The 12,805-nt window shown below is 39.3% G+C and carries 9 protein-coding genes and 1 pseudogene; 5 read left to right on the top strand and 5 right to left on the bottom strand.

Annotated features, from left to right (window positions below; genetic code table 11):
* The first annotated feature begins 121 nt into the window (after positions 1 to 121).
* Together H7U02_RS04340 and H7U02_RS04335 are read left to right on the top strand one after the other, a co-directional pair.
* Complete coding sequence (locus tag H7U02_RS04340) at positions 122 to 1,378, top strand: hypothetical protein (RefSeq protein WP_195950588.1); 1,257 nt, start codon at positions 122 to 124, stop codon at positions 1,376 to 1,378.
* Entirely contained in the window at positions 1,368 to 2,657 is a 1,290-nt protein-coding gene (locus tag H7U02_RS04335) for a hypothetical protein (RefSeq protein ID WP_110981382.1), read from the top strand. Before H7U02_RS04340 ends, H7U02_RS04335 begins: the two co-directional genes overlap by 11 nt.
* A 167-nt stretch (positions 2,658 to 2,824) precedes the next feature.
* Here H7U02_RS04335 and H7U02_RS04330 read toward each other — a convergent pair whose 3' ends face one another.
* From H7U02_RS04330 to H7U02_RS04320, 3 genes are all read right to left on the bottom strand, one after another.
* Entirely contained in the window at positions 2,825 to 4,768 is a 1,944-nt protein-coding gene (locus tag H7U02_RS04330) for a DUF2207 domain-containing protein (protein WP_110981293.1), read from the bottom strand.
* Positions 4,769 to 4,843: 75 nt separating this feature from the next.
* Complete coding sequence (locus tag H7U02_RS04325; RefSeq protein WP_110981294.1) at positions 4,844 to 6,112, bottom strand: dihydroorotase; 1,269 nt, start codon at positions 6,110 to 6,112, stop codon at positions 4,844 to 4,846.
* 19 nt (positions 6,113 to 6,131) lie between these two features.
* Complete coding sequence (locus tag H7U02_RS04320) at positions 6,132 to 6,785, bottom strand: uracil-DNA glycosylase (protein ID WP_049545851.1); 654 nt, start codon at positions 6,783 to 6,785, stop codon at positions 6,132 to 6,134.
* A 213-nt stretch (positions 6,786 to 6,998) separates the two neighbouring features.
* Here H7U02_RS04320 and H7U02_RS04315 point away from each other — a divergent pair, with 213 nt between their 5' ends.
* The 3 genes and pseudogenes from H7U02_RS04315 to H7U02_RS04305 all read left to right on the top strand — a co-directional run bounded on the left by H7U02_RS04315 (position 6,999) and on the right by H7U02_RS04305 (position 11,308).
* On the top strand, positions 6,999 to 8,195 hold the full coding sequence (locus H7U02_RS04315) for a cation diffusion facilitator family transporter (RefSeq protein ID WP_201042858.1): 1,197 nt from the start codon (positions 6,999 to 7,001) through the stop codon (positions 8,193 to 8,195).
* 240 nt (positions 8,196 to 8,435) lie between these two features.
* The gene (locus H7U02_RS04310) at positions 8,436 to 9,782 is read left to right on the top strand and encodes a D-alanyl-D-alanine carboxypeptidase (protein WP_201042856.1); all 1,347 of its coding nucleotides are present in this window, start codon (positions 8,436 to 8,438) and stop codon (positions 9,780 to 9,782) included.
* Positions 9,783 to 9,967: 185 nt separating this feature from the next.
* A pseudogene (locus H7U02_RS04305) lies at positions 9,968 to 11,308 on the top strand (D-alanyl-D-alanine carboxypeptidase family protein).
* Positions 11,309 to 11,334: 26 nt separating this feature from the next.
* Here H7U02_RS04305 and H7U02_RS04300 read toward each other — a convergent pair.
* Positions 11,335 to 12,186 carry a patatin family protein gene (locus H7U02_RS04300; RefSeq protein WP_064524737.1) on the bottom strand — a complete coding sequence of 284 codons (852 nt, stop codon included), beginning with the start codon at positions 12,184 to 12,186 and terminating at the stop codon, positions 11,335 to 11,337.
* Positions 12,183 to 12,803 carry an SGNH/GDSL hydrolase family protein gene (locus H7U02_RS04295; RefSeq protein ID WP_064524739.1) on the bottom strand — a complete coding sequence of 207 codons (621 nt, stop codon included), beginning with the start codon at positions 12,801 to 12,803 and terminating at the stop codon, positions 12,183 to 12,185. Before H7U02_RS04295 ends, H7U02_RS04300 begins: the two co-directional genes overlap by 4 nt.
* Positions 12,804 to 12,805 lie beyond the last annotated feature (2 nt).

The following is a 12,805-nucleotide window of genomic DNA, read 5'->3' as shown; positions in this document are numbered from 1 at the left end:
TTGAAAAATGAAAAGCCTTACATCTTTATCACTTATAGGCAATTCGTATGCTCTTTTTGTTTGCGATATGGTATAATGATGTGATTATATAGATTTTACCCGAATAGGAGAATATTTGATATTGAGTGATGTCATAATTCACGGGCTTACGGCATGTATAGCTTTTATTTTACAAATTATTATCTTCAAGGTGACCACGCAAAGGCCGCTTAGATACTGGATTATTATTTTAGCTGGTATAGCAATTTTTGCCTCTAGTTATTTTGGCATGTTTTATCCAAAATCCGGTTTTATTGCACTTGTACTCTTTCTAGCTGCCAAATCCTACAAAAATCTAAGACATACCATTTTGGAGACTTTCTTCATACCTTTCACCTTTGCCTTAACGGTAAGATTGGTCATTTTCCTGATTATTCCAATTTTTTTCCCTGCAGTCTTGGATTACTATTTTGCTGGTCCCTTTATTCTCTTTCTTGCTTTTTTACTTTGGTTTGCACAAAGTGCCCTTCTTCAGGTGGACTACTCTCGAATGATGCAAATTGATAAAGCAAGACCATGGTACAGGTCAACGTCTGTCGCTCTTTGTAGCTTAGCCTTTATTTACTTTGCTTCTGAACTCGTTTCAACAGACATTCACTTTACCATTGCCTTTCTTATCATTACGGCTCTGATTCTATCTAAGCAGGTTAAACTCTATAGAAAAGACCTCAATGCTCAAACACAAGCAGCCCAAGAGGAACATTCTCTCCTTCTTCAAAAATCAAGTCAGAACATCAATACCTGGTACCAAAAAAAGACTAGCCAAGAGCTCTTCATCAAAGACGAAGCTGAAAACCTCTACGATATCATCCGTTTTCAACAAAATGAGGAAGCTCAGGAGTTAATTGACTACTTGCTGACACCGAATCCGCTAGATAAGAAGATTGATCATTTTTATCGAGACAAACTAGAAAATATTAAACTGCCAGATTTACAGGTACTCTTTGAAGCTAAATTTCTAAAGGCAAAAGAACTGGATGTTTGGGTTAGTATGGAGGTCCCAGAACCTATTACCGTCTATCCTATTTATCCTTTAGACTGGGTATATGTCCTATCAACTATCTTGGATCATGTCATTGACCAAGCACAAGATAGTGAACAGAAATACCTTAGCTATGCTTATTTTAAGGATGAGGATAGTCAACACTTTGTCGTTGAAAGTTCAAGCACTAAAGAAGATTCAGCTATTACATCTGATTTCTCTGACCCTGAACTAAAACGCGTCAATACTATTCTATCTACTTATCCAAACGTTAACATTGTTTCAAATACACGTGCTGGGATTTATCGCTTACAAATTGAGATTGACATGACTAAAGGAGGTTACAATGATTACTAATATTATCAATCCTCTCTTACAGGCCATTAGTTTCATTTCTATTTGGTACCTCTACCAGATTATGTCTAAGATTAAGCCACTACAAGGACACCTTTTACTTCTATTTTTGTCCTATGTAGCTGCAGCGTCCTATTTTAGTCTCGTAAAAATCGTTGTGGACCCGCTTTTCTTCCTTGTTGCCGATTTGGCCCTTGTCAAAGAGCGTTCTTTCTATCATCGATTGCTTTACGCTTTTTATCCAACTATCCTTTTTGATATGGCAACACGACTACTTTCAATTGTCATTATCCCTCACGTCTTACATATCAAAGGTGATATTACTCTCAACACTAACTTACATATCTTGACCTACATCCTAGCACCATTAATCATTTACCTAATGCTTAAAATCTTCGCCGTAGACCTAAATCAGATGAGTAGTCTTGACGAAGCTTGGGCTAGACGTAACTGGTTACGAAGCACTGCCTTCCTAGCTGTCTATTATGTCTTCTTTACTGTCATCCATGGTCTTAACAGTATTCTTCCAACAGCAAATGACCCTAAAAATTTATTTGAAATAGTTTTCAAGGTCAGTCCTAATAGTTCTGTTATCTTAGTTCTCTATATTGCCCTACTACTATGGGATTTTTACAATTGGAACCAGGCTGTCCACCAACAATCTATCGATAGACTGAACAAAGAACGTCATAAATTGTTGGGTACTATGACTAACTATAGCAAATCCTTTATCCAGATTATTATGCAAAAGCAAACGTCCTTCGACTTATTCAAGAAAAATCTCAAGGAGGTTTCTCTTGCCTTGGAAAATGAAGATACTGCCAAAGCTACTAGTCTACTTGAGATTTATAAAACGGACAATGCTAGCATTGGTAATCCAGAGACTCAAGAAAACTTGGATAGGCTTAGCAATCCAATAATATCTAGTTTCCTCTCTAACCGCATTTTAGAAATGCGAGCTGCTCATATTGATATTGCTATAAACATCAGTCCTCAGTTTGGTGAGATTCCTTTATCTGACCTCGATTTATATCAACTGCTCCAAGCTTCGGAAAGAGCGATATTTAAACTACTTCGTCCTGATGTCAAGGTCAATAGTAGTTACCTTCAACTAGATCACTCACAACTCCTTGTTGTTGAATTACCAGTTTTGGCTGATAAGGTTAGCAAAGATAAAGAACTGAATGATTTAGTAAAGAGTTTGCCAAATGTTGACTATCGCATCGGTTTACATGCAGGTTATCTGACTCAAATTATTGAAATCTTTGAACCTGGTTATTAAGATTATATTTAAAAAGAGCCACTGGCTCTTTTTTTGTTACTTTATATCTCTTCTCACTAAAAATTCCTAACAGTTTAGAATGAAAGGAATTATTCGCCAAACAAAAAGACACCCAAGATCATATAGACTGAGTGTCTCTATTGATAGTAAACTCCAACTAGCGTAGCTTAGAAGGCGCCACCACCGCCTCCTCCGCCACCACCAGAGAAGCCACCGCCTCCAAAGCCGCCACTACCACTATTTGAATTGATAGAAAAGCTACTTACGGTATCTGAGGCAGAAACATAAGATTCTAGATAATTGACATTATTCAGCATAATAAATGGTGTCGCAGAATAAGTAAACTCATCTAGAGATGGATTACTGAGGTGAATGTTGTATCGTTTTAGCACATCACTAACTTTTTTCGCCTGTCCATAGAGTGTCGCATAAACCAAGATACGATTCCATAGGATGACAGATTCTAATTCTGACTCTTTAAAGCTAGGAATACTCTGAATCATATTTTTAAAGCTATGCCACTGGTAATAGGTTGAAATTTGAGTTGCATCAAGACATCTCTGACGACGTCTTTTCACCAAGAACCAGAATAAAACGGTAAGTCCTGCTATAGGTAGGAGACCAAGAATATAGTAAAAACCTAGTCCTGATCCAAAGGCAGCAAATAAGAACAAAGTTGAAAGTATACAAAGCATCATTGAAAGTGCCAAAGCTGCTACTCCCAATATGTTAAATGTCTTTTCTTTCGCACTAAAATCTCTATAAATTTTAGGAAGTCCTAGCGCAAACTCCTCTTTTTCAACGCCTTTGGCTACTTGATAGCCGTCATTAGAGAATTGATATTTGACACGTTTTCCCTGAGAACGAATAGTTTCTCGCTCATAGCTTGTTCTAGCACTCTTGAATTGTTTTTCTAGAGCATCTTTATCAAGATAATAGCGCGAGAACATTTCACTATCTCTAATTTCCATGCGACCATCAAACAACATATCTAAGAATGCCCCTTCAAACGAAGAGAGACCTTCCTTTTCAATACGTGTCAGAATATTACTATCACCTTCTCGCCTAAAAGTGAGATAACCTCTATCAATCAAATCGAGGATGGTAGCTTGCACCATATATTTGAACTTCAAAGGACCCGTTTCTTCTTTTAGCCCTGTTTTATCGAAAGACTGATTATAAACATTCTTAGCTAAGACCAAAGGTGCTAAATCTTGAGGGGCTTCATAAAGACGTGCAGCTCGAGGGAAAGAAGGCGTTCTAGTGCTATAAAGAACAATAAGGTAACAGAAAATACCAATAAGAACAAAGCTTAAAATTACAAGTGGCAAAATGACATAAAAAATGCGTCGGTAGTTTTCTTTAGACTTTTTGATATCTCTTTCTTTTTTAAAAAACTCTGCCTCATTTGTCTTATGTAATAAATAAGCCTGATTATTTTCCCGTAAAGCACTGGTCATTGGCCAGTAGGCATGTAATTCCAATTTACCTGATGATGGTAAATTGTCTACATGAACCTGATAACCTGTAGCAGTACGTTTAACCTGTGGGTCTTTTCCAAAATAGCCAGTGTGGGCGTAAAGTTCTCCTTGACTTGCATCTAGACCATCAACTGTGAAATCAACCTGTCCAAATCCTTTATCCCAATCAGAGATTGGAAACCAATTTAAAACTGCAATATCTGAATATAGATTCAACAACTGTTGGATTTGCCAAGTAACTTTGAGGACAACCCTATCACCATCTGAACCTGAATTATAAACTTTGAGTTTAACACCATCATAAGAGTCTGTTTTTTCAACTGTAATATCTGTTTTTTCTTTCCCATTTACGGTTGCTGAAACCTTGGGATCATCCATAATAGAATAACCACCAATTTTCCCCAAGGTTACATACTGACCTTTATAGTCACTATCAAAATCATAAGTCACTTCCTGAGTAAACGTCGCATTACCATCATCATGTATAGAAAGGTGACCAACATAGGAAGGTAGACTATACTCTACCTCATCCTCGTCAGCTTGAACGCGTTGCAAAGAAAGTGGCAGAAAACAGGCTAACAAAACAGTTAAAGCAAGGTATTTAACAAGACCTTTCAGTATCTTTTTCATCATTTTGCTCCTTTAAGGACTAAAAAAGCAGGTGCAACACCAAGTGTCTCGATGTGCCCTGCTCTGATCTGCTATTTAGGCTTGATAAACAATCTCACCGTCACAGATAGTGTATTTAACACTGCCCGTAAGTTCTTCGCCTACAAATGGTGAATTGGCTGCTTTAGACTTAAAGTCTGCTGTGACCTGACGTTTTTCCTTGTCTGCAAAAATCACAAGGTCAGCTGGTCCATTCTCAGCCAAATAACCAGCATCGAAGCCATAAAGATCAGATGGGTTGCTAGTCATTACTTTCAAGAGTTCCGTCAAGCTTAAGTGTCCTGCTTCAACCAAGTAGGTCAATCCAAGAGATAGAGAGGTTTCAAGACCAGTCATTCCTGATGGTGCTTTAGTCACATCATCGACATTCTTTTCATCGGCATGGTGTGGCGCGTGGTCTGTGGCAATAACAGTTATCACTCCAGATTTCAATCCCTCAATAACGGCTTGACGGTCAGATTCCAAACGAAGTGGTGGATTCATCTTGGCATTAGCACCTTTTGAAAGCAAGAGGTCTTCAGTTTTTGAGAAGTGCTGTGGTGCTACTTCCGCTGTGACTTGTGCTCCAAGTTTTTGAGCAAATTCAACCACTTTGACAGATTCAGCTTTTGACAAGTGTTGAATATGAACATGGGCTTGGGTATCATAAGCAATCATGACATCACGCGCAATCATACTGTACTCAGCTACACCTGTTGCCCCACAAATATGGAATTCTTTTTTAGCAATATTTTCATTGAAACCGAGAATACCATTTAGATCAGGATCCTCCTCGTGAAGGCTGATAAAGGTATTATTCTCCTTAGCTAGCTCCATGGCTTTTTTGACAATACCAGCATTGGTCAATGGAATACCATCATCTGAGAATCCGACAGCACCGGCTTCAAGCAAACCCTTGAAATCAGTGAGATTTTCACCATCAAAATTCTTAGTAATAGTCGCAACAGACTTAACATGGATATTTTCCTTAGCTGCCGAAGTCAAGACCTCCTCCAAGGTTTCCTTATCTGAAATCGTTGGATTAGTGTTAGCCATCATTACAACTGTTGTAAAACCACCTGCAGCCGCTGCCAAGGCACCAGTATGAATGTCTTCCTTATGAGTTTGACCTGGCTCACGGAAGTGAACATGGATATCCACCAAGCCAGGAGCAACCACAAGACCAGTCGCATCGATGACTTGAGCATCTCCAGCTTCGATATTTTCAGCAATCTTAACAACTTTTTTACCATCAACAAGAACATCAGCTTGCGTATCCAAACCAGACTTAGGGTCTACAACACGACCATTTTTAATCAGTAACATAATCTTCCAACTTTCTATTTTACTTCAACCAATCAATTGGGGATTGGCCTTGAGATACAAGGTAGGCATTGGCTTTTGAAAATGGCTTGCTGCCAAAAAAACCACGATAGGCCGACAAGGGACTCGGATGGGCACTCTCAATAATGGCATGTTTAGAATTAGTCACTAGCGCCTTCTTCTTACGAGCATAGCCACCCCAAAGTATAAAGACAACAGGAGTATCCTTTTGATTGAGAACCTTAATCACAGCATCTGTAAAAGGTTCCCAAACCTGACCAGCATGCCCATTTGCTTGACCTGCTGGAACTGTTAGACAGGCATTAAGCAAAAGCACCCCCTGCTCGGCCCATGACGTTAAATCATGAAAGGATCTAGGACCTAAATCTTCCTCTAATTCCTTGAGAATATTTTTCAAAGACGGGGGAGCTGGAAGGCTATCAGGTACCGAGAAGGAAAGTCCCTGTGCTTGATGAGGCCCATGATAAGGGTCCTGACCAAGGATTACCACCCGCACTTCTTCAAACGGAGTCTCCAACAAGGCATTAAAAACCTTGTCACGCGGCGGATAAACTGTCCCCTGGCTATAAACCTGGTCCATAAACTGATTTATCTTTGAAAAATAATGGTCAGGCAGCTCCTCTTTCAGAAGCTTGTGCCATGTCGAATGTTCCATAAAAACCTCTTTTTAGACTGTTTTACACCCTAAATTATACCATAATTTGTAGGGAATATTCGGAAAATACTGAAAAAACACCATGATTACGAAGCATTTCTTATCAAGTTTTAAAAATACATTACTCCATAAGTTTAAAGGGCTTACAACCTTTAACTCGTTATAGTTTTATGCTATAATTTAAACTTGTATTTTAACAGAAAAGGTAACCCTATGACTACGTATGAAAATTTAAGAGCAGCCAGACGAGGTCCCATTGTCAGCATCGCTGCCTACCTTCTTCTTACCATTGCAAAACTTCTAGCTGGACACTTTTTAAATTCTAGCTCTTTGATTGCCGATGGTTTCAATAACTTGTCAGATATTTTAGGGAACGTGGCCCTACTCATTGGATTGCACCTAGCTAGTCAACCTGCTGATGCAGATCATAGGTTTGGTCATTGGAAGATTGAAGACTTATCAAGCCTAGTCACTTCCTTTATCATGTTCGTGGTGGGCTTCCAAGTCTTAATTCAAACAGTCCGAAAGATTTTTCTAAGAGAGGAAACTGTAGTCGATCCCCTTGGTGCAACCGTCGGAGTTCTTTCTGCTATCGTCATGTGTGGCGTTTACTTATACAATAAAGGACTTGCTAAAAAGCTGAAATCTAGCGCTTTGATTGCGGCCGCTAAGGATAATCTCTCCGATGCCGTAACTTCTATTGGAACGTCAATCGCCATTGTTGCAGCATCCTTCAACCTCACGATTATTGACTATATTACAGCCATTATCATTACCTCCTTCATTCTAAAGACAGCCTATGATATCTTCATGGAAGCAACCTTTAGTTTGTCAGACGGTTTCGATGAGAGAAACCTAAAAGCCTATGAGAAAGCGATTCTTGAGATTCCAAAAGTCACTAAGGTTAAGAAGCAGCGTGGCCGTTCCTATGGTAGCAACGTCTATCTTGATATGGTGGTTGAAATGAATCCTGACCTCTCTGTTTACGAGAGTCATGCCATTACTGAACAAATTGAAGAGGTTCTCAGCAAGCGTTTCTCTGTCTATGACACTGATGTCCATGTAGAACCAGCTGCTATTCCCGAAGACGAAATTTATGGTAATGTCCTTCACAAACTCTCTCGCAATGAAAAGATTATTCTGTCAAAAATTCCTGACTATGAAAATCTCTTGGCACCTGATTTCTACTTAATCGATGAAAATGGTCATCATCACACTCGTGAAGAAGTCATTGCTAATCAACAACCACTTCTCAATAACTTTGACAGCTTCAAGATGACATCTGTTAGTCAAAAAACGAAACTAATTAGTTATGAGTTGGGAGGAAATTTCCACACTAGTATCTGGCGTCGAAATGAAACCTGGTTTCTGATTTACCACCAAGTAACAAGGATAAAAGATGAAAAGTAACGAGCGAGCAAGCTCGTTTTTTTCTGTTTCCAACTATATTATATGTAACATTATGTAACATTCAACCGAATCTAAAAATTACATTAAAATGCCGAATGTTAGGAAAACTCTAACTTTTATATGTTATAATGAAAGTGTTTGTCACTACTGAATTTAGGTTTTTGACAGGCAAATGTTATTAATAGATAGAAATAGGTTCTGCCAGCTACAGAACCCCATAGATATTAAAGGAGACACATTGTGAAAAAGAAAATTGTTGCCGTCCTTTTAGCAGCTTGTCTAGCCCTAGCACCGAGTTTGTCTAGTGCAGACGAATTGATGGATATCACACGCGCTGCTGGTTATACTGAAGCCACTGAGGCCTATCGTCCCAAATCAACCCTCTTAATTGATGGCAATACCGGAGATGTCCTCTGGGAAGAAAATGCTGATGAGGTGCGTGACCCTGCTTCTATGTCTAAGGCCATGACACTTTATTTGGTCTTTGAAGCTATGTCTAAAGGAGAGATTTCTGAAGATACTGTTATCACAGCTACTCCAACCGACCAAGCTATTGCCGATATTTACGAAATTTCCAACAACAAGATTGTTGCGGGTGTTGATTATACCGTTTCAGAACTCATCACTATGACAGCGGTGCCTTCCTCTAACGTTACAACCGTGATGCTGGCCAACTACTTGACCAATAATGATCCTGATAAATGGCTAGACATGATGAATGAAAAATCTAAAGAGCTAGGGATGACAAATACCAAATGGTTCAACGCTTCTGGTGCCGTTGCTGTTGCCTTCAAAGGTTACTACAGTCCTCAACGTTATGATAACAACCAAACCAACCAAACAACTGCGCGTGATTTGGCTATCATGACTTATAACTTCATCAAGAAATACCCTGACATTCTCAAATACACTAGCAAACCTGTTGTCACAGTTAAAAAGGGAACACCTTACGAGGAAACTTTCGAAACTTATAACTACTCTATTCCAGGAGCTAAATACGGAATTGATGGGGTTGATGGGTTGAAGACAGGATCAAGCCCAGAAGGTGCCTTCAACTATATTGATACTATCAAGCGTGGTGATCAACGTATGATTGCTGTCATCATGGGTTCTGGTGATTGGTCTGACCAAACAGGTGAAGAAATCCGCCATACCTTTGGTAATGCACTCGTTGAGAAAATGTATAAAGATTTCTCTTACAAGAAAGTTCTTAGCAAGGGTGAACAAGAAATCGACGGTAAAAAATACACTGTCGAGAAAGATGTCTACGCCACAGTCAAAAAAGGCAAAGACCCTAAAATCTCTGTTAAAGATGATCACATTGTCATTGATAATGGTCTGAAGACAGTATCACCTAATATCAAGGCTACTTCTGTTAAGGCAACTAAAGTTAAGGGATGGTTCGATTTTGGAAGTAACCAAAAAGATAAAAAGGCTACTAAAGCAACAAATAATGGCCAACTACCAGTTTATTTCTGGTTGCTATGCCTTATCCCAGTTGGTCTCCTCTACTTGATTTACCTTAATGAAAAAGGACGTCGTCAAAGAGTCAAAGAACGTCGTCAAGCAAGACAAATCAATAAATAAAAGAAAGCGTGTCCATGACACGTTTTTTTTATACTCTATTAAAGGAAGTCCCCCAAGAATACTGATAAAATCACCCAAAACTATGCTATAATAGTCAAGCATGACTTTTTAACACACATATAACAAAAATAGATTAAAGGATGCTTTTAAAAGAGTATCTAAACGTTGTTACTAAGGAGATTATTTTGAAAAAGAAATTGTTAGGACTCTTCCTGGTAGCTAGTCTGGCTTTAGCTCCCAGTCTGACGTCTGCTGACCAACTGGTAGATATAGCACAAAAAGCGGGCTACAAGGAAGCCACCGAGACCTATAGACCTAAATCATCACTTTTGATTGATGCCAATACTGGTGATATCCTTTGGCAAGATAACATTGATGAAGTACGTGACCCCGCTTCCATGAGTAAAGCCATGTCTCTCTACTTGGTTTTTGATGCTTTGTCAAAGGGAGAAATCAAAGAAGACACCGTGATTACAGCCAAACCAACCGATGAGGCTATTGCTAATATCTACGAAATCTCAAACAACAAGATTGTTTCTGGAGTTAAATACACGGTTTCAGAACTTATCACTATGACGGCTGTTCCCTCTTCAAATGCAGCAACAGTCATGCTTGCCAACTATCTCAGTGATAATGATCCTGACAAGTGGATTGATCGCATGAATGAAAAGTCTAAATAGCTCGGCATGACAAATACCAAATGGTACAATGCCTCTGGAGCTGGTGCGGCATCTTACAAAGGCTACTACACGCCTAAACGTTATGACAATAACCACTCTAACCAGACGACAGCTCGTGATTTGTCTATCATGGCTTATAACCTTATCAAACATCACCCTGAAATCCTTAAATACACTAGCCAACAGACAGTAACTGTCAAAAAAGGAACACCGTACGAGGAAACCTTTGAAAATTACAACTACTCCTTACCTGGTGCTGATTATGGCCTCAAAGGAGTCGATGGCTTAAAAACAGGCTCAAGTCCTCGAGGAGATTACAACTACATCTCTACATGTAAGCGTAGTAATCAGCGTGTCATTTCAGTTATCTTAGGCGTTGGAAATTGGGAAGATGAAAGTAGTGAAAAAATCCGCCATGCCTTCGGTAACTCCCTTATTGAGAAAATGTTTAAAGACTATTCCTACAAGAAAGTCCTAAGCAAGGGCAAACAAAAGATTGATGGTAAAAAATACGATGTCCAAAAAGATGTCTATGCCACAGTCAAAAAAGGGCAAGAACCTAAGATTAGTGTCAAAGATGATTCTATCGTCGTAGATAACGGACTAAAAACGGTATCACCTAAAATTAAGGCAACTACCGTAAAAGCGACTAAAACTGGCTTCTTCCTCTTTTCAGGCGGTCAGAAGGACAAACAAACAAGTAATAAGCATAACTTTATGAAACACTTTGCCCTGTTCTGCTTCCTCCTATTACCACTTTACGTAATCTACTTGATTTTTATCAATGAGAAAAAGCGTCGTCAAAAAGTCAAAGAACGCCGTCAAGCTCGACAAATGAATAACTAAAAGAACGTGCTCAACCGAGCACGTTTTTAGTTGTCTCCAAGAAATGTTTTGAGATTAGACATATCATTACGCATTTGATCCAATCCTTCTTGATAAATGGCTTCAAACTTTTCAGGATCCTTCTCCAAACGACTAACTTCAAGTGCGTGTTCTGGACGGATAGTATAAAGATTTCCAGTTTTTTCCAAAGCCTCTATCTTTTCAATACTCTTATTGTAGTGGATGTGGCGATTCGAAGCCACTTGGACAAATTCAGGATACTTGCGGTAAAAGAGCTTGTAGATTCGCTTACTCGTTTTAGATGGCTGTTTACGGTAGCCTTTAGGACGTGTCAAAACTACAATGAGTTTGTCAAAACCCAAATTTTCCATAAAATCAATAGGGAGACTATCAGACAGACCACCATCCATGTAGCGTTTACTCTTGTACTCGACAATTTCAGAAACCAGAGGTAGGGCGGAACTTGCACGAAGGGCTTCCATTTGCTCAAAGACATGGTCAATCTTGATATAGTCTGGTTTTCCGGTCTCAATATCTGTAGTGACCACATAGAAGGGAACACCTGAATCAGCAAAGGCCTCCTGATCAAAAACATCCAACTCCATGGGAACCTTATAATAGGAGAATTCCTTATTAACGAAGTTACCTGTTGTCAGCCATGACCAGAAACTCATATAACGACGGTCTCCCATAAAACGCTTGTTGTAGCGAAGGGCTCTTTGGGGCTGGTTAGAAAGGTAATTAACACCAAAAAGTGCTCCAGCCGATACCGAAACAACGCCATCCACCTTAATTCCAGCTTCTAAAAAGGCATCTAATACACCAGCCGTATATAAGCCACGCATCCCCCCGCCTTCGAGGACTAAGCCAACTTTCATTCTAAAATCTCCTTTATGATTGGTTCCGCAAGGACTTGATAACCTTGTGGACTCAAGTGCAAACCATCCGTTGTATAGTTGTCATTTAACTGTCCCATGTTATCAGTAAGGTAATCAAAAAGATCGACATAGGTCACACCGGGGAGGACAGCTAATTGTTGATTTAGCTCACGTACAGTCGTATTATTTCGAATCTTAACCTTAGAAGCATACTGTGATTCTTCACTAACTGGAAAGACACTCAGCAAATAGACCTCAGTAAAGAGGGATTCCTGACGAACTGTCATGATAATATCGGAAATACGAGTGACAATATCTCGAATAGGGTAACCTCTTCCGATGTCGTTAATGCCAATCAAGAGCACCAATTTACTTGGTTCCAAATCTAAGAGCTGCTCTTTAAGGTGTTCTAAAAGCCAAACCGAGTCTGTTCCTGCAATCCCACGGTTAACAAGGGGAAACTCTCGACCCAAATATTTTTTCAATGCAAAAAACTCCGTGATGGAGTCCCCTGCAAAAACGATTTGGCTTTTGTCTAACTTTTGATTTTCATTCACAAATTTGGCTAAACGCTCTTCTTGATAAGCCACAAGCTCAGGCCTAGTTGTTTCAATCATAC

Source organism: Streptococcus sp. 3.1 (assembly GCF_016648915.1).
Lineage (GTDB): Bacteria > Bacillota > Bacilli > Lactobacillales > Streptococcaceae > Streptococcus > Streptococcus salivarius_E.
Note: the sequence above shows the minus strand (reverse complement) of the source record. Positions and strands in the feature narration are given on the sequence as shown.

Excerpts from the sequence above, each read along its gene's own strand:
- H7U02_RS04295 (WP_064524739.1), bottom strand. The coding sequence starts at position 12,803 with ATGATTGAAACAACTAGGCCTGAGCTTGTGGCTTATCAAGAAGAGCGT.
- H7U02_RS04300 (WP_064524737.1), bottom strand. The coding sequence starts at position 12,186 with ATGAAAGTTGGCTTAGTCCTCGAAGGCGGGGGGATGCGTGGCTTATAT.
- H7U02_RS04325 (WP_110981294.1), bottom strand. The coding sequence starts at position 6,112 with ATGTTACTGATTAAAAATGGTCGTGTTGTAGACCCTAAGTCTGGTTTG.
- H7U02_RS04315 (WP_201042858.1), top strand. The coding sequence starts at position 6,999 with ATGACTACGTATGAAAATTTAAGAGCAGCCAGACGAGGTCCCATTGTC.
- H7U02_RS04335 (WP_110981382.1), top strand. The coding sequence starts at position 1,368 with ATGATTACTAATATTATCAATCCTCTCTTACAGGCCATTAGTTTCATT.
- H7U02_RS04330 (WP_110981293.1), bottom strand. The coding sequence starts at position 4,768 with ATGAAAAAGATACTGAAAGGTCTTGTTAAATACCTTGCTTTAACTGTT.
- H7U02_RS04320 (WP_049545851.1), bottom strand. The coding sequence starts at position 6,785 with ATGGAACATTCGACATGGCACAAGCTTCTGAAAGAGGAGCTGCCTGAC.